Consider the following 22,244-nt stretch of genomic DNA (forward strand, 5'->3'; position numbering starts at 1 on the left):
CGTTACACCGGCAGCTTCATCAGCTCGTCCACGGCGCCCATCACCTTGTTGCGGACCTGCATCAGCATGGAGAAGGACAGGTTGGCCTGCTGCGACGACAGCATGGCGCCGACCAGGTCGTCGCTCTTGCCGCTGTCCACGTCGGCCATCTTCTGGTTGGCCACCTGCTGGTCCTGGTCCACGCTGACGAGGGCATTCTTCATGCTCTGCGCGAAGGAGAAGTTGCCGGTGCCATCGCCCAGGGTGGGGTGGCCGGCATTGGCCGCCGGCGCCACGCTGGCGAGGCGGTTGGCATCGTTGGAAAGGGCTGCCAGGTCGGCCCGGATCAGGCCGGCAAGTTCAGTTCCCATCGTGTTCATCGCTCCCATGCTTAAGTTTGCGGGTTGTAACTTTTAGTCAATCTTGCTTCGCATACGGTTGTTTCATTTTCTGCAAGAACCGTTGACATTTAGAAAATTGTTAAATTTTCAGTGTCATACTGTGGCTTGGTTTCTCTCGCGGAACCGAGGAGAATAGCAGCGGTTTCGTCCGATACCCAGAGTGGATTTTTGTTTTCCCCAGCGCAGTAACCGCATCTTACCGTAGGGCAATGGCGAATTCAAAGGGGAAAATCAAATGGCGTGACACAATTTCCCGGGTATAATTGTTGCCCAGAGGAATGAAAAGAAAGCATCTCTGCTTATCATTTTTTTATTTTGACCATGCCGATTGCAAACCCCGACACCACCCTGCAGCACCAAGTGCTCGACCCCTGTCTTCTAGGGCGTCCGGTACATCTGCTGCCCCAGTTCGCGGCGCGTCTCCAGGAAGACCTGGACACTGCCCTGCAGGGCAGCGCGCGCCGTTACTGGGCCGGATGGCGTCTCGAAACCGTTGAATTCGGCCGCGTGCCGCAAGAAAATAGCCTGCGCTGGATGGCCGTATTGGGTGCGTTGGGCACCGTCGCGGTGACGTTCGAGCGTGGTTTATTACTGACACTGTTGGAGCGACGCTACGGTGGACGTAGCGCCGGCGCAACTCAGCGGGACCCGCAAACCGAGCGCGTGACGGCCACCGAAGAAAGATTGGGCGTCGTACTGACGCAACAAATGGTCGATCTGTTGTATGCACGCGTCGCTGCCAATGTGGCAATGGAGGTGGCGCCGCGGCCCATCCAGGCCAATGCGGTGGTGCCTTCGGCAATGCCCGGCGAGAGCAACTGGGCCCTCCGCGTGCAGGTCCGTGACAACAACGACAACACCGGCCAGTTCTGGATCGCGCCCGACCAGCAGCTGATGGCCATGATCCTGGGCACGCTGCGCCTGGAAACTGGCCGCCCGGCCGGCGCGCGCGGTCCGGCCGAGCCCCTTGCGACCAGGCTCCAGGTCAAACTGGACGGCCGCCTGGTCAGCAAGGAAATCACCCTGGGCGCACTGTTCGACCTGAAGGTGGGCGACGTGATTCCGGTGAACGTGGGCCGGGCCGACGTCCTGCTCGACGAGGCGCGGTTGTTTACCGCCGCCGTCGCCGAGCACAAAGGCAAGCTGTGTTTAACCTCTTTTGAAGACGCCGAGTAATCAACATGAACCTGAACGATCAATTCGCTGGTGACGACATCCTCATCGACGACGAGCTGGCGGAAGAAACCGCAGAAGGCAAGCAAAGCGCGGCCGCGGCACCGAAAGCCGCGCCGCGCCTGCCGCAGATGATGCGCCGCATCCCGGTGACGCTGACGCTGGAAGTGGGTTCGGCCCGCATCTCGCTGCAGGAACTGATGGCGATCGGCCCGGACAGCGTGCTGCCGCTCGACGCCATGGCGGGCGAGCCGCTCGTCATCAAGGTCAACGGCGCCGCCATCGGGCGCGCCGAAGTGGTCGTCGCGGGCGAGCAGTACGGCCTGAAGGTGATCGATCTGGACGGCCTCAACCTGGACCTGATCGCGTCATGACGTTGCAACGCCGCGGCGCCGGTTTGCGCCGCTACGCGCCCGCCATCGCGGGCGCCGTTCTTTTGCTGGCCAGCGCAGGCGCATGGGCCGCACCGGACGTGCTGCCCGGCGTGATCCCCGGCTCGTCCAGCGGCCTCACGGTGAAGTCGCAGATCCTGGTCCTGATGACCATCCTCGGGCTGCTGCCCGTGATGGTCATGATGATGACCAGCTTCACCCGCTTCGTGATCGTGCTGTCGCTGCTGCGCCAGGCCCTGGGCCTGCAGCAGGGCCTGCCCAACCGGATCATCACCGGCGTCGCCCTGATCCTCACGCTGCTCGTCATGCGTCCCATCGGCGAGCAGGTGTGGAACGAGGCCTTCGTCCCGTACGACAAGGACAAGATCTCGCTGGAGCAGGCGCTCAAGATCGCCGAGGTGCCGCTGTCGCGTTTCATGCTGGCCCAGACGAGCAAGACGGCGCTGGCCCAGATCGCGCACCTGGCGGGCGAGCCGGCCGAGATGAAACCGATGGACCGCGGTTTCACCGTGAAGCTGGCCGCGTTCGTGCTGTCCGAGTTGAAAAGCGCGTTCCAGATCGGCTGCATGCTGTTCATTCCGTTCCTGATCATCGACCTCGTGGTGTCGTCGGTGCTGATGGCGATGGGCATGATGATGCTCTCGCCGCTCGTCATCTCGCTGCCGTTCAAGCTCCTCTTGTTCGTGCTCGTCGATGGCTGGACCCTGACCGTGAATACGCTGGTCGGCAGCATCCACGGCATCTAGCATTCATTCCCATGACTCCTGATATCGCCGTCGACTTCGTCGTCGAAGCCCTGCAGCTGGTGATGCTGCTCGTGATGGTGCTGGTGGTGCCGGGCCTCGTGGCCGGCGTCATCGTCGCCCTCGTGCAGGCCGCCACCCAGATCAACGAGCAGACGCTGAGCTTCCTGCCGCGTCTCCTCGTGACGCTGGTGGCCCTGATCCTCGCCGGTCACTGGATGACCGGCAAACTGATGGACTATTGCGTGAGCGTGTTCCAGCGCGCCGCGACCCTGGTCGGCTGATGCTGGAAGTGTCTCACCTGCTGCTGCCGTTCATCAGCGCGCTGTGGTGGCCGTTCTGCCGCGTCATGGCGCTGCTGTCGACGGCTCCCGTCATCGGCGACGCGCTGGTGCCGGTACCGGTGCGCGCGCTGCTGTCAGTGGTGCTCGCGTTCCTGATGCTGCCGCTGACGAAAGGCGCCGTCATGCCGGATCCGTTCTCGCTGGCGGGCGTCGTCGTGATGATCGAGCAGGCCGTGATCGGCGGCGTGATCGGCCTCGCCATGCAGCTGACGATGGCCGTCGTGAACATGCTCGGCTTCCTCGTCTCGAGCCAGGTGGGCTTTTCGATGGCGCAGATGAACGACCCCATGAACGGCCAGCAGTCGGACGTGATTTCGGGCCTGCTGGGCCTCGTCGCAATCCTCGTGTTCTTCGCCGTCGACGGCCATCTCGTGCTCGCGGGCGTGCTGGGCCAGAGCTTCAAGGCGTGGCCGGTCGGCGGCGGCTACAAGAGTCTCCTGCTGGAGACGGTGGCGCTGAACGTGGGCTGGGTGTTCTCGGCCGCGATCCTGCTCGCGCTCCCGATCGTGTTTTCGACGATGGTCGTGCAGATCGGCTTCGGCTTCCTGAACCGGGTCGCGCCGTCGCTGAACCTGTTCTCGCTGGGCTTTTCGCTGGTGACGCTGTTCGGCCTGATGATGCTCGTGCAGGTCGTGCGCTTCATCCCGGAACACTATGTGCAGATGACGAACCAGGTGCTGGAGATGCTGCAGCAGCAGATGGGGGCGGCGCATGGCTGACAATACCGGCGGCGACAAGTCGGAAAAGGCGTCAGCCCAGAAGCTCAAGAAGGCGCGCGAGCAGGGCCACGTCGTCCGCTCGAAGGACCTGGCCACGGCGGTCGGGATCCTGGTGAGCCTGAAGCTGTTCGCGTTCCTGCTCCCGGACTACCTGGAGTCGTTCCGGTCGCTGTTCCGGCTCGTGTACGCGCCGCTGGGCGCGGCCGGCTCGATGGAAAACGCGATGACCGTCGTATGGAGCGGCGCCGCGGTGCTGCTCGTGAAGATGGTGCTGCCGCTCGCCGCCGTGCCGCTCGCGATCGTCGCCGCGAGCCTCGTGCCGGGCGGCTGGGCCGTCTCGACCAGCAACCTGGTGCCGAAGTTCGACCGCTTCTCGCCCGTGAAAAACCTGGGCAACCTGGCCTCCGGCAAGCACTGGACGACGTTCGCGACGTCGGTGGCCAAGGCGGCGCTGCTCGCCGTGGTGCTGGTGCACGTCGTGCGCTCGGCGTTGTCGGCGTGGGTCAACCTGCAGCGCATGCCGCTGTCGGACGCGCTGCTGCACGGCGGCAGCATGATGTTCGACGGCCTGATGGCGCTCGTCACCGTGTTCGTGCTGTTCGCGTTGATCGACGTGCCGCTGCAGGCGTTCCTGTTCGCGCGCAGCCAGCGCATGAGCAAGCAGGAAGTGAAGGAAGAATACAAGAGCACCGAGGGCAAGCCCGAGATCCGTGCGCGCATCCGCCAGTTGCAGCAGCAGATGGCACGCCGCAACGTGAACAAGACGGTGCCGACCGCCGACGTGGTGATCGTGAATCCCGAGCACTACGCGGTCGCGCTGAAGTACGACACCAAGCGTGCGGAAGCGCCGTTCGTGGTGGCGAAGGGCATCGACGAGATGGCCCTGTACATCCGCTCCGTCGCGGCGAAGCACCAGATCGAGACGATCGCCTTGCCGCCGCTGGCACGTGCCATCTACAACACCAGCCAGGTGCAGCAGCAGATTCCCGCCGCGCTGTACCAGGCGGTGTCGCAGGTGCTGAACTACGTGCTGCAATTGAATGCGTTCCGAGCGGGCCGGCGCCAGGCCGCCCCGCGGTTCCCGAATGACGTGGCCGTGCCGGCCGCTTTGAGTGAGGTATCCCCGACATGAATTTCCTGAACAGCTTGATGCTCGAGCTGCGCCGCCAGAAGATCGCCACGCCGGCGTTCCTGCTGACGCTCCTGGCGATGATCATGCTGCCGCTGCCGCCCGCGGTGCTGGACGTGCTGTTCACGTTCAACATCGTGCTGGCGCTGATCGTGATCCTGACGTCCGTCTCGACCAGGCGGCCGCTGGACTTCTCGGTCTTCCCGACCGTCATCCTCGGCACCACGCTGCTGCGCCTGGCGCTGAACGTGGCGTCGACGCGGGTCGTGCTGCTGCACGGCCACGAGGGCACGGGCGCGGCGGGCCACGTGATCGAAGCCTTCGGCAACGTCGTCATCGGCGGTAACTTCGTCGTCGGTATCGTCGTCTTCGTGATCCTCATGATCATCAACTTCGTCGTCGTGACGAAGGGTTCCGAACGTATCTCCGAAGTGTCGGCGCGCTTCACGCTGGACGCGCTGCCCGGCAAGCAGATGGCGATCGACGCCGACCTGAACGCGGGCCTCGTCAACCAGGAACAGGCGCAGGTGCGCCGCAAGGAAGTGGCGGCGGAAGCGGACTTCTACGGCGCGATGGACGGTGCCTCCAAGTTCGTGCGCGGCGATGCGATCGCGTCGATCCTCATCCTGCTCATCAACATGATCGGCGGCGTCGCGATCGGCGCGGTGATGCACGACCTGTCGTTCGGCGACGCCTTCCGCCAGTATGCGCTGCTGACCATCGGCGACGGCCTCGTGGCCCAGGTGCCGGCGCTGCTGCTGTCGGCCGCGGCGGCGATCCTCGTCACCCGCATCAGCGATTCGGGCGACTTCGAGCAGCAGGTCGGCGGCCAGCTGCTGGCCAATCCGAGCGTCCTGTACTCGGCCGCCGGCGTGATGCTGATCCTGGCGATGGTGCCGGGCATGCCGTCGCTGTTCTTCATGGCGTTCGCCGCGGCCATCGGCTACGTCGCCTGGAAGCTGGCGCGCGAAGAAGTGAAGCCGCCGGACGAATCGGGCGTGGCCGCCATCGAGGCCGCGCTGCGCGACGACCGCGTGCCGGAACTCGACTGGCAGCAGCTGCCCGTCGTGCAGCCGATTTCGATCACCGTCGGCTACAAGCTCGTGCACCTGGTCGACAAGGCCCAGGGCGAGGTGCTGACGAAGCGGATCAAGGGCGTGCGCCAGAGCCTGTCCGAGCAGATGGGCCTCCTGCTGCCGCCCATCGGCGTGCGCGACGACCTGACCCTGCGCCCGAACCAGTACGCGATCGCGATCAACGGCACCGTCGTGGCCGAGGGCGAGGTCGTGGCGGAATGCCTGATGGCGATCCCGTCGCCGAACGTGTACGGCGACATCGACGGCATCCCCGGCATCGAACCGGCGTTCGGCATGGCCGTCACGTGGATCGATCCGGAGCAGAAAGCGCACGCGCTGGGGCAGGGCTACCAGGTCGTCGAGGTGCCGAGCGCGATCGCCACGCACACGTCCAAGGTCGCGCGCGACTACATGGCGGAGCTGTTCCGCCACGAGGACGTGCCGGCGTTGATGGAACGCCTCACCGCGCTCTCGCCGAAGCTGGCCGGTGCGCTGGACAAGGCGCTCACGCACACGCAGCTCTTGCGCGTGTTCCGTGTGCTGCTGGCCGAGAACGTGTCGCTGAAGGACATCGTCGTGATCGCGACCACGCTGCTGGACAGCTCGGAAACGACGAAGGATCCGATCCTGCTCGCGGCCGAGGTGCGCTGCGCGCTGCGCCGCCAGATCGTGTCCGGCCTGTACGGCAAGAAGAAGGACATGCCCGCGTTTAACCTGTCGGGCGAGCTGGAAAACATGCTGCTCGGTTCCCTGAACCAGGCGCGCCAGAACAACGGCGGCAAGGTCGTGCTGGACAACTATCCGATCGATCCGCAACTGCTGCAGCAACTGCAGCTGAACATGCCGGTGGCACGCGAGCAGATGAAGCAGCATCATACGCCGCCGCTGCTCCTGGTGTTGCCGCAGATCCGCCCGCTGCTGGCCCGCTACGCGCGCCTGTTCGCGCCGGGGCTGCACGTGCTGTCGTATAACGAGATTCCCGAGAACCGGGAAGTCTCGATCATCGGCACGGTCGGCTGACGTTACGCGTGGGCACCCCGTGCCCGCCAGCTCGCCGATCAGGCGCCGGCCTCCGTCGGTAGCCGTAGGGTGGGCACCCCGTGCCCGCCAGCTCGCCGATCAGGCGCCGGCCTCCGTCGGCAGCAGCAGCGCCAGTTCCGCCATCGCGCGGAACACGGGCAGGCTGAGGGCGGCCGCCGCCTCGGTCGACGGCAGGCGCGCGTGCACCCGGCCTTCCGGCAGGGCGTCGTTCCAGGTCCAGCCGAGCACGCGCAGGCCCGCGCGGCGCACGGCGTCTTCCAGCTGCGGCTGCAGGGCGCGCAGGTGCAGCAGGGTGCCCGGGTCGAGCGTGCACACCTCGAGCATGACCCCATCGGCCAGCGGCTCCGCCTGCACCGTGACGACGGTGCCGTCGGCCAGCACCAGTTCCAGCCGCAGCGCGGCACGGCGCCGGCGGCGCTGCGGCTTTTGCGATTGTTCCTCTTCCCCGATCACGCGCAGGTGCTGTGCCTGCGGTCCGCCCGCATGCACGGTGAACCGCCAGGCGTCGGGCGGCAGGGCCGCGAGATCGGCCTGGCGCAGCACGCGCGCATCCAGCCCGCTCTGCAGCAGCGCGCCCGGCAGCGACTGGCCCGACTGTTGCCGGGACGCCTGCACCGCGCGCGTGACGAGCTGGGTGCCGTAGGTGCGTACCATCCCGCGCCATGACGTGGCGAGCGCACCGCCGTCCGGACGGGGCCAGGTCAGCTGGCGCGCCATCACGACCTGGTCGGGACGCATCGCCGCGGCATCGGGCAGGGCGTCGCCGGCGGGCAGCGCGGGCGCCGGCTGCGCGGCGGGCAGCGGCAGCGGGATTGCCTCGAGCTCGGCCTGCAGCAAGGCGACCGGGACGGCGGCCGCGACCGCGCCGACCGGCGTGGCCGGCAGGGTGCCGGGCGCGCTCGCCGGGATGACGGGTGGCGGAAGGGCGGGGATGGATAGGCTGGCCATGATCTCGGCGGTGTAAAGTGAAAAGGCCAGCTTGTGGCTGGCCTCTTGCGGATTCCGGCTGGACTAGCCCGGGGTGGCCATCACCGGCCCTGCGATTACTGCAGCAGGGACATGACCATCGACGACATGCTGTTGGTCTGCTTCAGCATGGCGGTACCAGCTTGCATCAGCATCTGGTTCGACGTCATGCTCGACGACTCGGTCGCGAAGTCGACGTCCATGATGCGGCCGGTAGCGGCTTGCGTGTTGCTCGAGATGTTCGACAGGTTATTGTAGACGTGGTCGAGGCGGTTCGACACGGCGCCCAGCTTCGAACGCAGGGTCGAGACGGCGTCGATGGCCGTGTTCAGGCTGCCGATCGCAGTGTTGGCGTCGGTGAACAGGATCGTACCGGTCGACGCGGCGATCGGCGCACCGGCGGCGTTCGAGACGAAACCGGCGGTCGCCGTCGTGATCGAGTCGGTCACGCCGCCGGCTGCGGAGAGTTCGGCGTCGAAGTTCGCAGTCATCTTTTCCGAGCTGTCGGCACCGATCTGGAAGGTGATGCCGGCGGCGGCGTTCAGCTTGCCGTTCGCGCTGGTCGACAGCAGCTCGGTGCCGCCGAATTTGGTGTTCGAGAAAATGTTCGAAAGTTCGTCGGTCAGCGAGTTGTATTCCTTGTCCATCGCTTTCTTGTCGTCGTCGGACGAGGAACCGTCGGAGGCCTGGGTTGCCAGATCCTTCATGCGGGTCAGGATGTTGGTGACTTCGTTCAGCGCGCCGTCGGCGGTCTGCAGCATCGAGATCGAGTTCTGGGTGTTGCGCATGGCGACGGCCATACCGCTGCTCTGGGATTTCAGGCGGGTGGCGATCTGCAGGCCGGCGGCGTCGTCCATCGCCGAGTTGATACGGTAACCGGTCGACAGGCGGGTCATCGAGGTCGACAGCGAGGTCTGGGTACGGGTCAGCGAATTTTGTGCGGAAAGCGATGCGACGTTGGTGTGAAGGCTCAGCATGATATGGCTCCTAATGGCTTGGATACTGTTGGGAGGTTGCGCATCTCGCGCTCTCACAAGTACAGGACGACCATTTAGCGGCCGTCATTAAATGCCGAGCGGAAATTTTTTTTAAATTATTTTTTGCGCGTTTCATGTTGTCATTTTGACTGTTGTACGTATGGCAGGTCTGTCATGAGTAAACCGGATATACAAGACCGAAAGTATTCGTTCGTCTTTCGAGGGGGTGTGCTTAACCTGTGCCTTCCAGAACCCTTCGAAAAAGAGCTTCCATATGTTGTCAAGAAAACTGATCCAAGCCCTGGTCGGCATCGCGCTGGTGGCCCCGACCGTGCACGCCGCCGACATCACTCTCCTGAACGTGTCGTACGACCCGACGCGCGAGCTGTACCAGGACGTCGGCAAAGCCTTCGCCGCCAGGTACAAGGCCCAGACCGGCGACAACGTCACCTTCAAGGCGTCGCACGGCGGCTCGGGCAAGCAGGCCCGCTCCGTGATCGACGGCCTGCAGGCGGACGTCGTTACCCTGGCCCTCGCCTGGGACATCGACGAGATCGCCGAGCGCGGCCTGATCGCCAGGGATTGGCAGAAGCGCCTGCAGCACAACAGCTCGCCGTACAACTCGACCATCGTGTTCCTGGTCCGCAAGGGCAACCCGAAAGGCATCCACGACTGGAACGACCTGATCAAGCCGGGCGTGCAAGTCATCACCCCGAACCCGAAGACGTCCGGCGGCGCGCGCTGGAATTACCTGGCAGCGTGGGGCAACGCCCTGAAACAGCCGGGCGGCAATGAAGCGAAGGCGCGCGACTACGTGGCCAAGCTGTTCAAGAACGTGCCGGTGCTGGATTCCGGCGCCCGTGGCGCGACGACGACCTTCGTCGAACGCGGCATCGGCGACGTGCTGATCGCCTGGGAAAACGAAGCGATCCTGGCCATCAAGGAACTGGGCCCGGATAAATTCGAAATCGTCGCGCCGAAGGCGAGCATCCTCGCCGAGCCGCCGGTCGCCGTCGTCGACAAGGTCGTCGACAAGCGCGGCACCCGCAAGGTGGCGGACGCCTACCTGCAATTCCTGTACACGGATGAAGGGCAGGACATCATCGCGAAGAATTACTACCGCCCGATCAACGCCGCGATCGGCGCGAAATACGCGGCGCAGTTCCCGAAAGTGAACCTGTTCACCATCAACGACGTGTTCGGCGGCTGGACCAAGGCGCAGAAGACCCACTTCGCGGATGGCGGCACGTTCGACCAGTTGTACCAGCCGGGCAAGTAAGATAGTCTGATCCCGTTCCGCCGGCGCTCCCGCGCCGGCCTTCTTTTGTTTCGGACCCATCATGGACTGGCTGGATCGGGTGACCTGGTTCCTGGTCATCGTGCTCGTGATCGCCGCCTTCTGCTTTCCCATCAACCGCGGCGACCAGTAAGCGTACTGGTCAATCCAGCTTGACCAGGACCTTGCCGACGCTGGCGCCGGACGCGAGCCGGCGATAGGCCGCGGCGGCATCCACGAACGGATGCACGCTGTCGACCAGCGGCACGATCCCATGCGCCTCCAGGGCGCGGTTCATGGCATCGAACTGGCGCGCATTGCCCACCGTGTGGCCATGCAGGCGCGCCCGTTTGGCGATGAACACCTGGCGCAGGTCCATCTCCAGCAGCGGCCCGGACACATATCCGATCATCGCCATCGTCGCGCCCGGCGCCAGCGCGCGGACCGATTCGGAAAACGTCGCACTGCCTCCGGTTTCCAGCACGAGGTGCGCACCGACGCCCTCCGTCAGCCGCATGACTTCCATGCCCCAGTCGGGATGCGCGCGGCTGTCGACCGCAGTGGTCGCCCCGGCCGCGAGCAACTGCGGGATCTTGTGCGCCGACGACGTGACGGCGATCGCCCGCACGCCGAACATTCGCGCAAACTGCAGGGCGAACAGCGCGACGCCGCCGCTGCCGATGGCCACGATCGTCTGGCCCGGCTGCAGCGCGGCATCCGTGAGCGCCGCCCAGGCGGTGAGCGCGGCGACGGACAGCGTGGCGGCCTCGTCCCCGAGGTGGCGCGGCGCACGTACGATGGCATTGGCCGGCGCCGTCATCGCCTGGCGCAGCACGCCCGGGTGGTTGCCGCCCAGCTGACGTGCGAAATAGCGCGGGTGGAACGGGCCGTCGATCCAGTCGGGGAAGAACAGCGGATTGCCCCGGTCGCCTTCCCGCCATTCGGTGACGCCCGGCCCGATCCGGGTCACTGTGCCGACCGCGTCCGACAACGGCATGCAGGGCAGGGGCACGGGCATGCCGTAGCGGCCTTCGAGGATTTCCAGGTCGCGGAAGTTGAGGGCGGCCGCGTGGAGGCGGAGGGTGACGTGGCCCGGCGGCGGATCCGGTTCGCACGCGTCCACCATGCGCAAGCCGTCGAGTCCGAATGCCTGCAGTTCGATTGCTTTCATGACCATCCTTTCTGAACAGGGAATGGCTGCAGTATTGCCAAGGGTCGCTCGGGATACAATCTGCATTCCTATCACAGACTGTTTCCTGAGGTGGACAATCATGGGTGATCGCCTGACCGAGCGGATGGCATGCATGGCCGTGTTCGCGCGCGTCGTCGACATGGGCGGCTTTTCGGCCGCGGCGCGCTCGCTGGGGCTGACGAAGTCGGCCGTCAGCAAGCAGGTGGCGCGGCTGGAAACGCTGTGCGGCGCGCAATTGCTGCGGCGGACCACCCGCAGCATCAGTCTCACCGAAGCGGGACAGGTGATGGTCGAGCGCGCCCGGGAAGCCGTGGCGCTGTGCGAGGGTGCCGGCCGCGAGATCGACAGCCTGCACGGCGACGCCGGCGGCACCGTGCGCATGAGCGCGCCGATCACGTTCGGCCAGCGCTGCATCGTGCCGCTGCTGCCCGAGCTGCTGGCCACCCACCCCCGTCTCGACGTGCAACTCGTGCTGCTGGACCGTCCCGTCGACCTGGCCCAGGAGGGTTACGACCTGGCGATCCGCCTGACGCGGTCGCTGCCCGGCGACGTGGTGGCGCGCCGCCTGCTGACCACGCGCTATCTGCTGTGCGCGGCGGCGCATGCCGCGCCCGTGCTCGCGCACCCCCGTGACCTGGCCGGCGTGGTGTGCCTGCGCTACGGCGAAGGCGAGCACGCGCGCGCCTGGCATTTTCGCCGTGCCGACGACGACCTCGCCGTGGCCGTGCGCGGCAACGTGTCCGTGAATAACAGCGACAGCCTGCGCGCGCTCATGCTGGCCGGGGTCGGCGTCGCGCTGTTGCCGCACTATGTCGTGGCGGACGACCTGGATGCCGGCCGCGCGGTGCGGCTCTTGCCCGAGTGGGAGCCGCGGCCGGTGTTCGGACACCAGGCGTTCGCGATCTGGCTGCCGCACCGCTACCAGCCGCCGCGCGTGCGTGTGGTTCTGGACTTCCTGTCGGACCGCCTGCCACGACAGTTATCTTGCGAAGCCGTTGTCCGTGGGCGACATGGAAGCGTGGCTGGAGGCAAGGAAAGCGGCGGGGTGAGCGGCGTGCGTGGCGGGCACGTATAATGTCTGTCCCTTTTTCGAGCCCGACGTAACGTGAACGATCACAAGCAAGCTAATCCAGGTGTCCAGGCAACGGGCCGCAGGCTGTCGGTTGCCCCCATGATGGACTGGACGGACCGCCATTGCCGCGTGTTCCACCGCCAGATCACGCAGCACACCTGGTTGTATACAGAGATGGTGACGACGGGCGCCCTGGTCTATGGTGACGTCGAGCGCCACCTGCGCTACGACGAGGTCGAGCATCCCATCGCGCTGCAACTGGGCGGCAGCGATCCGGCCGACCTCGCCAAGAGCGCGAAGCTGGGCGAGCAGTGGGGCTATGACGAGATCAACCTGAATTGCGGCTGCCCGTCCGAGCGCGTGCAGAAGGGGGCGTTCGGCGCCTGCCTGATGCAGGAACCGCAACTCGTCGCCGATTGCGTGAAGGCGATGCGCGACGCCGTCAGCATCGACGTCACCGTCAAGCACCGTATCGGCATCGATTACAACGAGGAATACGGCTTCGTGCGCGATTTTATCGGCACCATCGCCGACGCTGGCTGCCGTACTTTCATCGTGCACGCGCGCAATGCCGTGCTGAAGGGGCTGTCGCCGAAGGAAAACCGCGAGATCCCGCCGCTGCGCTATGAAGTGGCGTACCAGCTGAAGCGCGAATTTCCTGAGCTCGAGATTATCATCAACGGCGGCATCAAGACCGACGACGAGATCGCCACTCACTTGCAGCACGTGGACGGCGTCATGATCGGTCGCGAGGCGTACCACAATCCCTACGTGATGGCCGGCTGGGACGCCCGTTTCTATGGCGACGCGACCCCGCCGAAAACGCGCGAACAGGTGCTGGAAGCCATGATTCCATATATCCGCGCCGAGCTGGAGCGCTACGGTCCGCTGGGCCTCCGCCTGAACAGCATCACGCGCCACATGCTGGGCCTGATGGCCGGCCTGCCGGGCGCGCGCGGCTATCGCCAGTTGCTGTCCGACTCCCGCCGCCTCGCCGCAGGCAACCCCGAACTCCTCCTCGAAGCCGCCGGCAGACTGCGCCTCGCTGCGTAAGCGCCGTGTAAGGTTGACTTTTAGTTATTTTACTACCCCGGCCGCATGAAAATGGCCGGGATGTTCAAAATTCGCTACAAAAAATGTTGCATTTATTTAATCATTTGCAACGTTATCCTTGCCCGAAGGCAAGAATAGACCCATAATCTGGGCTCTTCTCCTTGCACGACATCTAATCCTGTTGTTGTGGTGAAACATAATTACAGCGGGGCATGTTTTCTGTCTGCAAATCGGCGTTTTGATTTATCCTGACGGAAATACGCGAGTCCACCGGGAAGATGGACTTTCCGTAACAAAAGACAAAGACTCCGGAGCGGGTCTGATCACTTGAAACAGGGAAGATAAGGAATGAACTTAGCAAACATGAAGGTCGGCATGCGTCTGGGGCTGGGTTTTGCCCTCGTGCTCGTGCTGCTGGTTATCGTTACCGTCGTCGGCATCCTGCGCATGGCGCAGATCCAGAACCGGCTCGACCACGTCGTGAATGTCAACAATGTCGTGACCCGCCTGGTCGTCGACATGCGCAATAACGTGAGCGAACGCGTCACCTCGCTGCGTACCTTGACCCTGATGACGGACCCGGCCGACATGGAGCCGGAACTGAACCGTTTCAAGGAGCAGACCGCCAAGTACGATGCTCTGCAGCAAAAACTGGCCGCCAAGTTCTCTGAAGAAGCGTTGCCTGAAGAAAAAACCCTGCTGAACCAGGTGAAAGAAGCCGAAGGCGCCGCCATGCCGGCCATCGCCAAGGCATCGGAACTCTATCTGGCCAATAACGCGATGGACGCCACCCGCGTGATGGTCAAGGAAATCCGTCCGGCCCAGAAGAAATGGCTGGATGGGCTGGATCAGCTGGGCAAGCTGGAAGACAAGCTGAACGCGCAGACCCAGGTCGACGCGGAAGCCGCCTTCGCCAGCGCCCGTAATTTCATGCTCGGGCTGCTGGCCCTGGCCGTTACACTCGGCATCCTGGCCGCCACCATCATCACCCGCGGCCTGCTGAAGCAGCTGGGCGGCGAGCCGGGCTACACCGCCAAGATCGCCGGCAGTATCGCCGAAGGCGACCTGTCGATCGCCATCGACACCAAGTCGTCGGATCGCGGCAGCCTGCTGATCGAAATGAAACAGATGCGCAACAGCCTGGTCGACATCGTCAGCCAGGTCCGTCGCGGCACGCACACCATCACCACCGCATCGCGTGAAATCGCAGCCGGCAACACCGACCTGTCGTCGCGTACCGAACTGCAAGCCAGCTCGCTGGAGAAGACCGCGTCGGCGATGGAAGAACTGACGTCGACCGTGAAACAGAACGCGGACAATGCCCGCGAAGCGAATCACCTGGCCGCCACCGCATCGGACGTGGCACGCAAGGGCGGCGACGTGGTGTCGCAGGTCGTTGGCACGATGGGCGAGATCAATAGCTCGGCGAGCAAGATCGCCGACATCATCGGCGTCATCGATGGCATCGCCTTCCAGACGAACATCCTGGCACTGAACGCCGCCGTCGAGGCAGCCCGTGCCGGTGAACAGGGTCGCGGCTTCGCCGTCGTCGCTTCGGAAGTGCGTAACCTGGCCCAGCGTTCCGCAGCGGCCGCCAAAGAAATCAAGCAACTGATCGGCGACTCCGTCGAGAAGATCGGCCGCGGCAGCAAGCTCGTCGGCGAGGCCGGCGAGACGATGGACGAGGTCGTTGCCAGCGTCAAGCGCGTGACCGACATCATGAGCGACATCGCCAGCGCCAGCGCCGAACAGAGCGCCGGCATCGAACAGGTCAACCTGTCGATCATCGAGATGGACGGCATGACGCAGCAGAACGCCGCGCTGGTCGAAGAAGCCGCCGCCGCCTTCCAGAGCCTGCAGGACCAGGCCGCGGAACTGCAGCGCGTCGTCAGCATCTTCAAGCTGGCCGAAGGCGAGGAGCAGGCCATCGTGGACGCACCGGCGCCGGCTGCCGCCACCGCCAGCCGCGCCGTCGTCGTCCGCCCGGCCGCCAAGCCGCAGCTGAAGAAGCCGGCCGCCGCGAAGGCCAAGGCGCCGGTCCAGCAGGAACGTGCGGCGGATGCGCCGGCATCGACCGCGAAAAAAGTCGCAGCGGCAGCAGCCAGCGACGATTGGGAAGAATTCTGAGCCAGGACGGCTCGTCCAGCGCCGGTGGAGAGCACTGGCATTAAAAAAAACTTTGTTTTCCGGGGGTAATAAAAATGTCCAATAAGAAATTTGCTGTAAGCCTCGTCGCTCTGCTGGTCTCGGGTATCGCTGGTTCGGCTTTTGCAGGCGAAACGCCGGCGACGTTCGATCCGTCCAAGTGCAAGGTCGAATATCCGAAAGCGTCGCTGATGAACGAAGAGCAGGGCATCACGTCGATGTCCTTCCTCATCGCCGCCGACGGTTCGGTGGCCGATTCGAAGCTGGACAAATCGAGCGGCTTCAAAGGCCTGGACAAGGCTGCAATGAAGGGCCTGTCGGCCTGCAAGTTCAAGCCGGGCACCAAGGACGGCGCACCGGCCCAGACCTGGACCAAGGTCGACTACGCCTGGAAGCTGGACTGATCGTCTGGCGGGTGCCGGCCGGCCTGGCTCGGCGCCCCAGGTGAGGCACTGCGTCCCCGGCATCTTTGTCGGGTGCGCACGAGACCTGGGCCTGGCGGCATCCAACAGCGCGAAAAGGGCGTCCCTGCGGGGCGCCCTTTTCGCATCTGCCTCGTGAAAATCTGAAAATCTGTTACCGGCCTGTTGCGGCATGTATCGGTTGTAAGCGCCCGCTTCAATCCGGCAAATGCGGGCGGCGAATCGCTATAGTGGTCTCACAGCGCAACTTCACCGCGCAACCAAAGGAGAACCACCATGAAACGCATTCTCGCTGCTGCCGCCCTTGCCATCGTCAGTTCTGCCGCCGTCTTGCCGGCGCAGGCGTTCGCCCGGGATGTCGTCGTCGTGCGCACCGCACCGCCGCCGCCGCGTCACGAAGTCGTGCCGGCCGCGCGCCACGGTTACGAATGGGCGCCGGGCTACTGGAACTGGAACGGCCACCGCTACACCTGGGTGCGCGGCCATTGGGAACGGGTGCGCCCGGGCTATGTCTGGCACCGTCCGGAATGGCGCCAGGGCGACCGCGGCTGGCAACTGGAGCGGGGCGGCTGGCGCCACGGCGACCGTGACGGCGACGGCGTGCCGAACCGCGTCGACAACCGTCCCAACAACCCGCACCGCTCGTGACGAGCAACTAGTCCAGCGGCGCGCCGTCTTCGAACATCTCGCTCGCCATCCGCGCGAGGTCGTTCATGCCGCCGCCGGACGCGAGATGGGCGCGCAGCCAGCGCGCCTGTCCGCCGTCCTTCATCAGATGCTCGATCACCTTGCACGCCTTGCCGAAACCGGGGTCGGTCGAGCGTTTTGACAGTCGTTCGAGGTCGGCGCGGATCGCTTCGCCGATGGGCATCGACGCGCCCGACTCCGGATCGATCCACGTCGCCTCGACGCCGTCGCGTGCCGCATTGAAGCGGTTCCAGATGTACAGCTCGCGGCTGCTGCTGGTCGGCCAGCGTCCCGGCTGGCCCGCCCATTCCAGGCACAGCTCGCGCGCATAGCACGCGAGCGCCGCCGCGTACACGGGTTTCAACGGCGTATCCAGCACGCGCAGTTCGATCGTCCCGTATTCCGGCTTCGGACGCACGTCCCAATAAAAATCCTTGATGCTGTTGACGATGCCGTGGCCGGCCAGCTCGTCGAAGTGGGCGCGGAAATCGTCCCACGTGCGGATGTCGTACGGGAGGATGCCGCTCATCGGGAACGCACCCACGACGTTGCTGCGCGAGCTGCAGAAGCCCGACACTTCGCCCTGCCAGCACGGCGAATTGGCCGACAGTGCGATGAACAGGGGCGCGCGCTGCGTGAGCCAGGAGCACAGGCGCATCGCCTCGTCCGGCGTACCCGCGCCGATGTGCACGTGCATGCCAAACACGGTAAACAGTTTAGCCAGATAGCCGAACTTGCGCTCCGATGCGAAATAGCGTTCCTTCGGGTAGATGCGCTGCTCGTTCCACTTCTGGAAGGGATGCGCGCCGCCGCCCGAGATCGACGCGCCGACATCGAACGCGGCCCGTTGCACCGTCGTGCGGATGTGTTCCAGCTGCTCGGCCGCCTCGTCGAACGAGGTGAGGATGGCAGTCGCCACTTCCAGCATCGATGTCGTGATTTCGGGCGTGTGCACCCACGGCTTGTCGTGCTTGTCCAGCAGGCGCAGGATGTCGGGCGCGGCGGGGAACAGGTCGAACGTGAGGCGGTCGAGCACCATCAGTTCCAGTTCGATGCCCATCGTGCCGATCGTGGACGCCTTGAAGTCGGGCAGGAATGCGGGGCCCTGGCCAGATACCGCCTGGGCCTGGGCGTCCGGTTTCAGTTTTCCCAGCGCTTCGTCGTTCAATAGTTCGCTCATTGGGCACCTCCTCGATAGGTTTCGCCCGCCAGGCGCAAGCCGAGCCACGTGAGGCCGGGCGCCAGCAGGACGTTCAGGGCCAGCAGCGCGCCCATGACGGCGGTGGACGTCGCATCGAGCCCGGTGTAGGCATTCAGGGTGTTGTCCACGACGAGACCGCCGTAGCTCACCAGGGAACACATCGACAGGGCCATCGCATGCTGCTTGCGCACGTCCCACGCGGTGCCCGGCCACAGGGCCAGGCGCGTGGCCGCGATGCGGACCGCGAACACCGTCAGCGCGACCACGATGGTCCAGCCATGCAGCAGCGCCTGCAGGTCGACGAGCGCCGCCGACATCAGGAACAGCAGCACGTAGCCGATGTCCTGCGCCGTCTTCAACTGCGCCTGGAACACGTTGTCGCGCTTCTCCGCATTGCGCAGCAGGACGCCCATCAGCAGCAGCGAGAGCAGGGCGCTCGCGGACATCACGGAGCACAGCCCGAGGTCGATCAGCAGCGCGGCCAGCAGCATGCCGGGGCGCAGCGTCGCCGGCACCTTGCACAACCGCGTGGCCAGCGCATAGAGGCCGTACGACAGCACGGCGATCAGGGCGCCGATCACGAGCTTGCCGCCCTGGCGCATCAACTCCGTCCAGAAACCGCTGTCGGCGTCCTGGCCGTGGCTGCGCGTCCATGCGAGCGTGATGCCGAGCGCCAGCAGCGCGACCAGGTTGGAGAGGCCGACCATGTTCGACGTCGCGAACGTGCTCGTGCCGCTCGCGTTTTCGTCCGCCACCATCGAACTGTGGATGACGGGATTGACGGCGATGAGGATCGAGCCGATGAAGATCGCGGCGCCCCACGGCAGGCCGAAGAGGCCCAGCGTGATGGCGGCCGCGGCGCCGCGCGCCACGGTCGCGAGCAGCAGGCTGGCGCCCTGGCGGCCGCTGCGCAGCAGCCACGCGAGGTCCATCTTGCGGCCGACCTCGAACAGCACGAGCGCGGCGGCGCCGTTGAGCAGTTCCTGGAACTGCGTCAGCAGCGCGCGGTCGATGAAGCCGGCACCGTTCGCGCCGAGCAGCAGGCCCGCGATCACGGCGCCATACAGTTTCGGGATGCGAAAACGCTGCAGGGTCAGTCCGATCACGAGCGCGACCATCAGGCCGGCACCCAGCACGGCCAGCGGCGACAGCAGCCAGAAGGGCGAGTACAGTTCGTCATTCATGGCGCACCTCCCACGCGTGGGCAAGCGCGGTCAGTTCGCGCCCGATCACGTCGGCCCGCTGCTTCGCCAATTCCTTTTGACGCTCCGCCGATGCCGGCGCGAGATCGCTGACGATGCGTGCGCGGACGATGCCCGCGTCGTCGCGCAGCGGAATCCACAACTGTCCCTTGACGCTTGCGCCTTCGCGCCACACGGCGATGAACTTCGCACCGGTGCGGTCGCCGGGATGGCCCGGCTCCAGCAAGGTAAAGGGCTGCAGCCACTCGGCATTCGGGAAGCGGCGCGCCAGCAGCACCTGCATGCCGCTGCGCTGCTCGAGGCGCGCATCGTCGCGCGAATAGGGCAGGTGGATGCGCGTCTGGCTGATGCCCGACGTCTCCAGTCGCAAACAGGTCTTGTCCGACACCCAGCGCCACGTGTCGCCATCGAGCACGCGCGGCTTGCCCTGCGACGCATCGCGCCACGCGACGAACAACGGCGACGCGGCGGGCAGCGGACTGCCCGCATCGATCGCGTGCGCGGCCTGCTTCACATCGTCCCAGTGGCCGGCCTGCCAGGTGCGCGTGTCCGGTTTCTCGGACGGCTGCCAGCGCCACAGCGCCGCCGACCATTGCCCGTCGTCGTCGCGCCAGATCGCGGCCAGTTGCTGGGATTCGGGCGTGTTCGTAGACACGGTGCGGCCGGACCAGGCGTTGTTCCAGGGCGGCGCGTCCGCGTGGATCGCTTGCGTGAGGCGGTGCCATGCGATGGCGGCCGGCGGCAGGCAGGTGGCGGCCGGCGCCGGGATGCTGCGCCAGTACACCATTTCCACGCGCTGGCTCCAGGCGCACTGGCGCGTCGTCGGTTCGCCCAGGCCGGAAAGCGCCGGGGCGACGGGTTGTTCGCACGTGCCGGGATACGAGCCGCTCAATTCCCTGAAGTCGGCGATGGCTGGTGTCTTTGGCGCCGCCGGCTTGCGTTTGGCCGCATGCGCTTGTGGTGTCAGGATGACGCACAGCGCGCACGCGGTCGCGAGCAGGCAGTGGCGGCGCGATGGTCGTGTTGGGGTCATGAAGATCGGCCCTCATTGAAAGGCCTCGGTGCGGGCCGGCTGGAAGCCTGGATCCGTCCGGCGCGCGGAGGCGGGCGGTCGCAGCGCGGCTCGTCCGGCCGGCGTCTGGACCCGTTGAAAGAGTGGATGCTTCACGCATCCGCGATGCGGCGGGGCCGCATGGCGGTCAGGTCAACGTGATGCCTGCCGCTCGTTGTTATGGGTGTGTATCGGGGTCAAGTATAGGGCAAATGATTCATTCGCTCAAATATGATTGACGTAAGTACATTTCTGACATGCATTTTAAGCTATTGGAAAGCGCGACGGCGTACAGTTGGAATCCCGTGGACTATCGCTATGAAACTCGAAACGCCGGCCTATTTTGACTAAAATTTCTTGGGTGTAAGTTTCAGAGCAGGTCGTTAGCGCAGTAAAAGGACCGGGTAAACAGGAAACGATGTTATTTCATTCGCAGGGCGGATCGTATTGTCGTCTTGTTTCTGCAGCCACTCAACTTCAAATCCACATGATTGTTCATACCGTAAAATTCACCTTGCCCGAACGGGAGTCGGTAAGGCTGACGTTTCGTTCAAAGTAAGAAAAGATGAACGGAAATTTGGCGAGCTGAAAATCTCTAATGGCTCTGCTGTATGGTTTCCGCAAAAAGGAAAGCAAGGATGTCGGGTCGGTTGGTCGGAGTTGGAGCAGTGCTTCTTGGCGAACGGCGATAAAGTCGAGAAGAGGTAATCTCTCTCGTCAACACGAAAAGGCCGGCGATGTCCCTGGCCTTTTTGTTGTCGTACTGTGCCGTCGAGAATTTTGATGGACTGGGTGAGTCATCGATCGCGGACAAGCGCGGACATTTGGTGTCGATGTGCAATGGCTCAAGAGACCGGGGGAGCGCTTCCCGGCTGAGGCGGACCGCCGCACGTTACAGGTGTGGCCGAAAAACAAAAAACCCAGCACGAGGCTGGGCTTTCGAATTCTTTGGGGTGGCTGATGGGACTCGAACCCACGACAACAGGAATCACAATCCTGGACTCTACCAACTGAGCTACAGCCACCACTGTCTTGCTTGCTGTCTCGTTGTTGCCGAGACAGAACGAGATTATATAGGGTCATTCGCATTCTGGCAAATCGAGTTTTGCCCAGCAGTGCGAACGGCCGTCACGGCTCGCCGAACGTCGCCTCGTGCACGGGCGGATCGATGCCGATCAGGCTGTTGAACGCGGCCGACAGCGCGGTGGCGCTGGCGCTGGTCCAAGCCTCCAGTGTGCCTGGCGCATCGCCAGAAGGGGAGCGCAGCAACCGCCCCGCATCCAGCAAGCGCACCAGCTGGCGCGTCACGGCGTCGCCGGTGTCCACCAGCGTGACGTCACGTGCGCCGGCCGATGCGATCACGTCCTCGATCGCGGCGCGCACGAGCGGATAGTGCGTGCAGCCGAGGACGAGCGTGTCGGCGCCCTGGTCGAGCAGCGGTGTCACGTAGCGTACCAGCAGCGCGCGCGTGGCCTCCGTGTCGCCCAGTTCGATCTGGTCGACGAGGCCGCGGCACGGCTGCAGCAAAAATTCCGCGTGCGTCGCTTCGGTGACCTGGTCGCGCAGCTGCAGGAACTTAGCGCCGGCCAGCGTGCGTTCCGTGGCCAGCACGCCGACCTTGCCGCTGCGCGTCGCGGCCGCCGCGGGCTTCAGGCCCGGTTCCACGCCGACGATGGGCAGGTCGGGGAAGGTGTCGCGCATCAGGCGAACCGCGGAGATGGTCGCCGTGTTGCAGGCGACGACGATGGCCTTGACGCCCCGTTCGACGAGGAAGCGGGCCACCGCCAGCGAACGCCCGGCGACGACGTGTTCGGGCTTGTCGCCGTACGGGGCGAAGCCCGTGTCGGCCACGTAGATCAGGTGTTCGTGCGGGAGTTGCGCTCGGATGTGGCGCAGGATCGACAGGCCGCCGAGGCCGGAGTCGAAGACGCCGACGGGGGCGTCTTCGGGGTGTGCTTGGGTGTTCATGGGGGAGATGGTAACCCGGCAGGAAGCGTTGCGGT

General features: G+C 65.0%; 21 protein-coding genes and 1 tRNA gene. 13 read left to right on the forward strand and 9 right to left on the reverse strand.

The window, feature by feature from the left end:
• Positions 1 to 2: 2 nt before the first annotated feature.
• Positions 3 to 350 carry a flagellar hook-basal body complex protein FliE gene (locus ACEN98_RS22155; RefSeq protein WP_413341631.1) on the reverse strand — a complete coding sequence of 116 codons (348 nt, stop codon included), beginning with the start codon at positions 348 to 350 and terminating at the stop codon, positions 3 to 5.
• Between the two features lie 351 nt (positions 351 to 701).
• Between ACEN98_RS22155 and ACEN98_RS22160 the strand changes: the two genes are divergently transcribed.
• Genes ACEN98_RS22160 through ACEN98_RS22190 form a run of 7 tightly spaced genes read left to right on the forward strand, consistent with a single transcriptional unit; the run spans position 702 to position 6,976 of the window.
• Positions 702 to 1,556 (forward strand): FliM/FliN family flagellar motor switch protein, encoded by an 855-nt coding sequence (locus ACEN98_RS22160; protein WP_413387103.1) that lies wholly within the window; start codon positions 702 to 704, stop codon positions 1,554 to 1,556.
• A 5-nt stretch (positions 1,557 to 1,561) separates the two neighbouring features.
• Positions 1,562 to 1,927, forward strand: coding sequence for a FliM/FliN family flagellar motor switch protein (locus tag ACEN98_RS22165; protein ID WP_413341627.1), 366 nt, complete (start codon positions 1,562 to 1,564; stop codon positions 1,925 to 1,927).
• Positions 1,924 to 2,691: a flagellar type III secretion system pore protein FliP gene (gene fliP / locus ACEN98_RS22170; RefSeq protein ID WP_413387104.1), complete on the forward strand. Its 768-nt coding sequence runs from the start codon at positions 1,924 to 1,926 to the stop codon at positions 2,689 to 2,691. The genes ACEN98_RS22165 and fliP overlap by 4 nt, the downstream gene beginning before the upstream one ends.
• An 11-nt stretch (positions 2,692 to 2,702) precedes the next feature.
• On the forward strand, positions 2,703 to 2,972 hold the full coding sequence (gene fliQ, locus ACEN98_RS22175; RefSeq protein WP_036235061.1) for a flagellar biosynthesis protein FliQ: 270 nt from the start codon (positions 2,703 to 2,705) through the stop codon (positions 2,970 to 2,972).
• A complete protein-coding gene (gene fliR / locus ACEN98_RS22180) occupies positions 2,972 to 3,751 on the forward strand; it encodes a flagellar biosynthetic protein FliR (protein ID WP_413341624.1) in 780 nt (259 codons plus the stop codon). Before fliQ ends, fliR begins: the two co-directional genes overlap by 1 nt.
• Positions 3,744 to 4,883, forward strand: coding sequence for a flagellar type III secretion system protein FlhB (gene flhB, locus ACEN98_RS22185; RefSeq protein WP_413387105.1), 1,140 nt, complete (start codon positions 3,744 to 3,746; stop codon positions 4,881 to 4,883). Before fliR ends, flhB begins: the two co-directional genes overlap by 8 nt.
• Positions 4,880 to 6,976 carry a flagellar biosynthesis protein FlhA gene (locus ACEN98_RS22190; protein ID WP_413387106.1) on the forward strand — a complete coding sequence of 699 codons (2,097 nt, stop codon included), beginning with the start codon at positions 4,880 to 4,882 and terminating at the stop codon, positions 6,974 to 6,976. The genes flhB and ACEN98_RS22190 overlap by 4 nt, the downstream gene beginning before the upstream one ends.
• Before the next feature lie 99 nt (positions 6,977 to 7,075).
• Here ACEN98_RS22190 and ACEN98_RS22195 read toward each other — a convergent pair whose 3' ends face one another.
• On the reverse strand, positions 7,076 to 7,945 hold the full coding sequence (locus ACEN98_RS22195) for a hypothetical protein (protein WP_413387107.1): 870 nt from the start codon (positions 7,943 to 7,945) through the stop codon (positions 7,076 to 7,078).
• A 95-nt stretch (positions 7,946 to 8,040) separates the two neighbouring features.
• Entirely contained in the window at positions 8,041 to 8,940 is a 900-nt protein-coding gene (locus ACEN98_RS22200; protein WP_413387108.1) for a flagellin, read from the reverse strand.
• A 277-nt stretch (positions 8,941 to 9,217) separates the two neighbouring features.
• Here ACEN98_RS22200 and ACEN98_RS22205 point away from each other — a divergent pair, with 277 nt between their 5' ends.
• Positions 9,218 to 10,219: a sulfate ABC transporter substrate-binding protein gene (locus ACEN98_RS22205; protein WP_413337876.1), complete on the forward strand. Its 1,002-nt coding sequence runs from the start codon at positions 9,218 to 9,220 to the stop codon at positions 10,217 to 10,219.
• Positions 10,220 to 10,379: 160 nt separating this feature from the next.
• Here the strand turns inward: ACEN98_RS22205 and ACEN98_RS22210 are convergent, their stop codons facing one another.
• Positions 10,380 to 11,387, reverse strand: coding sequence for a zinc-dependent alcohol dehydrogenase family protein (locus ACEN98_RS22210; protein ID WP_413387109.1), 1,008 nt, complete (start codon positions 11,385 to 11,387; stop codon positions 10,380 to 10,382).
• A gap of 100 nt (positions 11,388 to 11,487) precedes the next feature.
• Here ACEN98_RS22210 and ACEN98_RS22215 point away from each other — a divergent pair, with 100 nt between their 5' ends.
• The 5 genes from ACEN98_RS22215 to ACEN98_RS22235 all read left to right on the forward strand — a co-directional run bounded on the left by ACEN98_RS22215 (position 11,488) and on the right by ACEN98_RS22235 (position 16,748).
• Positions 11,488 to 12,483 carry a LysR family transcriptional regulator gene (locus ACEN98_RS22215; protein ID WP_413387110.1) on the forward strand — a complete coding sequence of 332 codons (996 nt, stop codon included), beginning with the start codon at positions 11,488 to 11,490 and terminating at the stop codon, positions 12,481 to 12,483.
• 30 nt (positions 12,484 to 12,513) lie between these two features.
• On the forward strand, positions 12,514 to 13,533 hold the full coding sequence (dusA, locus tag ACEN98_RS22220; protein WP_413387111.1) for a tRNA dihydrouridine(20/20a) synthase DusA: 1,020 nt from the start codon (positions 12,514 to 12,516) through the stop codon (positions 13,531 to 13,533).
• 348 nt (positions 13,534 to 13,881) lie between these two features.
• Positions 13,882 to 15,660 carry a methyl-accepting chemotaxis protein gene (locus ACEN98_RS22225; RefSeq protein ID WP_413387112.1) on the forward strand — a complete coding sequence of 593 codons (1,779 nt, stop codon included), beginning with the start codon at positions 13,882 to 13,884 and terminating at the stop codon, positions 15,658 to 15,660.
• A gap of 74 nt (positions 15,661 to 15,734) precedes the next feature.
• Positions 15,735 to 16,082 (forward strand): energy transducer TonB, encoded by a 348-nt coding sequence (locus tag ACEN98_RS22230; RefSeq protein ID WP_413337859.1) that lies wholly within the window; start codon positions 15,735 to 15,737, stop codon positions 16,080 to 16,082.
• Positions 16,083 to 16,376: 294 nt separating this feature from the next.
• A complete protein-coding gene (locus ACEN98_RS22235; protein WP_056131028.1) occupies positions 16,377 to 16,748 on the forward strand; it encodes a YXWGXW repeat-containing protein in 372 nt (123 codons plus the stop codon).
• A gap of 7 nt (positions 16,749 to 16,755) precedes the next feature.
• On the opposite strand, the gene ACEN98_RS22240 is transcribed toward ACEN98_RS22235, so the two are convergent.
• From ACEN98_RS22240 to murI, 5 genes are all read right to left on the reverse strand, one after another.
• Positions 16,756 to 17,967 (reverse strand): YbdK family carboxylate-amine ligase, encoded by a 1,212-nt coding sequence (locus ACEN98_RS22240; RefSeq protein WP_413387113.1) that lies wholly within the window; start codon positions 17,965 to 17,967, stop codon positions 16,756 to 16,758.
• Positions 17,964 to 19,172 (reverse strand): cation:proton antiporter, encoded by a 1,209-nt coding sequence (locus ACEN98_RS22245; RefSeq protein ID WP_413387114.1) that lies wholly within the window; start codon positions 19,170 to 19,172, stop codon positions 17,964 to 17,966. The genes ACEN98_RS22240 and ACEN98_RS22245 overlap by 4 nt, the downstream gene beginning before the upstream one ends.
• Positions 19,165 to 20,223, reverse strand: coding sequence for a hypothetical protein (locus ACEN98_RS22250; RefSeq protein ID WP_413387115.1), 1,059 nt, complete (start codon positions 20,221 to 20,223; stop codon positions 19,165 to 19,167). Before ACEN98_RS22250 ends, ACEN98_RS22245 begins: the two co-directional genes overlap by 8 nt.
• Positions 20,224 to 21,190: 967 nt before the next feature.
• A tRNA-His gene (locus ACEN98_RS22255) sits at positions 21,191 to 21,266 on the reverse strand.
• Positions 21,267 to 21,369: 103 nt separating this feature from the next.
• On the reverse strand, positions 21,370 to 22,209 hold the full coding sequence (gene murI / locus ACEN98_RS22260; RefSeq protein WP_413387116.1) for a glutamate racemase: 840 nt from the start codon (positions 22,207 to 22,209) through the stop codon (positions 21,370 to 21,372).
• Positions 22,210 to 22,244: the final 35 nt, after the last annotated feature.

It is taken from the genome of Massilia sp. CT11-137, from assembly GCF_047302885.1.
In the GTDB taxonomy this organism is placed as follows: domain Bacteria; phylum Pseudomonadota; class Gammaproteobacteria; order Burkholderiales; family Burkholderiaceae_D; genus Telluria; species Telluria orientalis.

Excerpts from the sequence above, each read along its gene's own strand:
- ACEN98_RS22155 (WP_413341631.1), bottom strand. The coding sequence starts at position 350 with ATGGGAACTGAACTTGCCGGCCTGATCCGGGCCGACCTGGCAGCCCTT.
- ACEN98_RS22160 (WP_413387103.1), top strand. The coding sequence starts at position 702 with ATGCCGATTGCAAACCCCGACACCACCCTGCAGCACCAAGTGCTCGAC.
- ACEN98_RS22165 (WP_413341627.1), top strand. The coding sequence starts at position 1,562 with ATGAACCTGAACGATCAATTCGCTGGTGACGACATCCTCATCGACGAC.
- fliP (WP_413387104.1), top strand. The coding sequence starts at position 1,924 with ATGACGTTGCAACGCCGCGGCGCCGGTTTGCGCCGCTACGCGCCCGCC.
- fliQ (WP_036235061.1), top strand. The coding sequence starts at position 2,703 with ATGACTCCTGATATCGCCGTCGACTTCGTCGTCGAAGCCCTGCAGCTG.
- fliR (WP_413341624.1), top strand. The coding sequence starts at position 2,972 with ATGCTGGAAGTGTCTCACCTGCTGCTGCCGTTCATCAGCGCGCTGTGG.
- flhB (WP_413387105.1), top strand. The coding sequence starts at position 3,744 with ATGGCTGACAATACCGGCGGCGACAAGTCGGAAAAGGCGTCAGCCCAG.
- ACEN98_RS22190 (WP_413387106.1), top strand. The coding sequence starts at position 4,880 with ATGAATTTCCTGAACAGCTTGATGCTCGAGCTGCGCCGCCAGAAGATC.
- ACEN98_RS22195 (WP_413387107.1), bottom strand. The coding sequence starts at position 7,945 with ATGGCCAGCCTATCCATCCCCGCCCTTCCGCCACCCGTCATCCCGGCG.
- ACEN98_RS22200 (WP_413387108.1), bottom strand. The coding sequence starts at position 8,940 with ATGCTGAGCCTTCACACCAACGTCGCATCGCTTTCCGCACAAAATTCG.
- ACEN98_RS22210 (WP_413387109.1), bottom strand. The coding sequence starts at position 11,387 with ATGAAAGCAATCGAACTGCAGGCATTCGGACTCGACGGCTTGCGCATG.
- ACEN98_RS22215 (WP_413387110.1), top strand. The coding sequence starts at position 11,488 with ATGGGTGATCGCCTGACCGAGCGGATGGCATGCATGGCCGTGTTCGCG.
- ACEN98_RS22225 (WP_413387112.1), top strand. The coding sequence starts at position 13,882 with ATGAACTTAGCAAACATGAAGGTCGGCATGCGTCTGGGGCTGGGTTTT.
- ACEN98_RS22230 (WP_413337859.1), top strand. The coding sequence starts at position 15,735 with ATGTCCAATAAGAAATTTGCTGTAAGCCTCGTCGCTCTGCTGGTCTCG.
- ACEN98_RS22235 (WP_056131028.1), top strand. The coding sequence starts at position 16,377 with ATGAAACGCATTCTCGCTGCTGCCGCCCTTGCCATCGTCAGTTCTGCC.
- ACEN98_RS22240 (WP_413387113.1), bottom strand. The coding sequence starts at position 17,967 with ATGAGCGAACTATTGAACGACGAAGCGCTGGGAAAACTGAAACCGGAC.
- ACEN98_RS22245 (WP_413387114.1), bottom strand. The coding sequence starts at position 19,172 with ATGAATGACGAACTGTACTCGCCCTTCTGGCTGCTGTCGCCGCTGGCC.
- ACEN98_RS22250 (WP_413387115.1), bottom strand. The coding sequence starts at position 20,223 with ATGACCCCAACACGACCATCGCGCCGCCACTGCCTGCTCGCGACCGCG.
- murI (WP_413387116.1), bottom strand. The coding sequence starts at position 22,209 with ATGAACACCCAAGCACACCCCGAAGACGCCCCCGTCGGCGTCTTCGAC.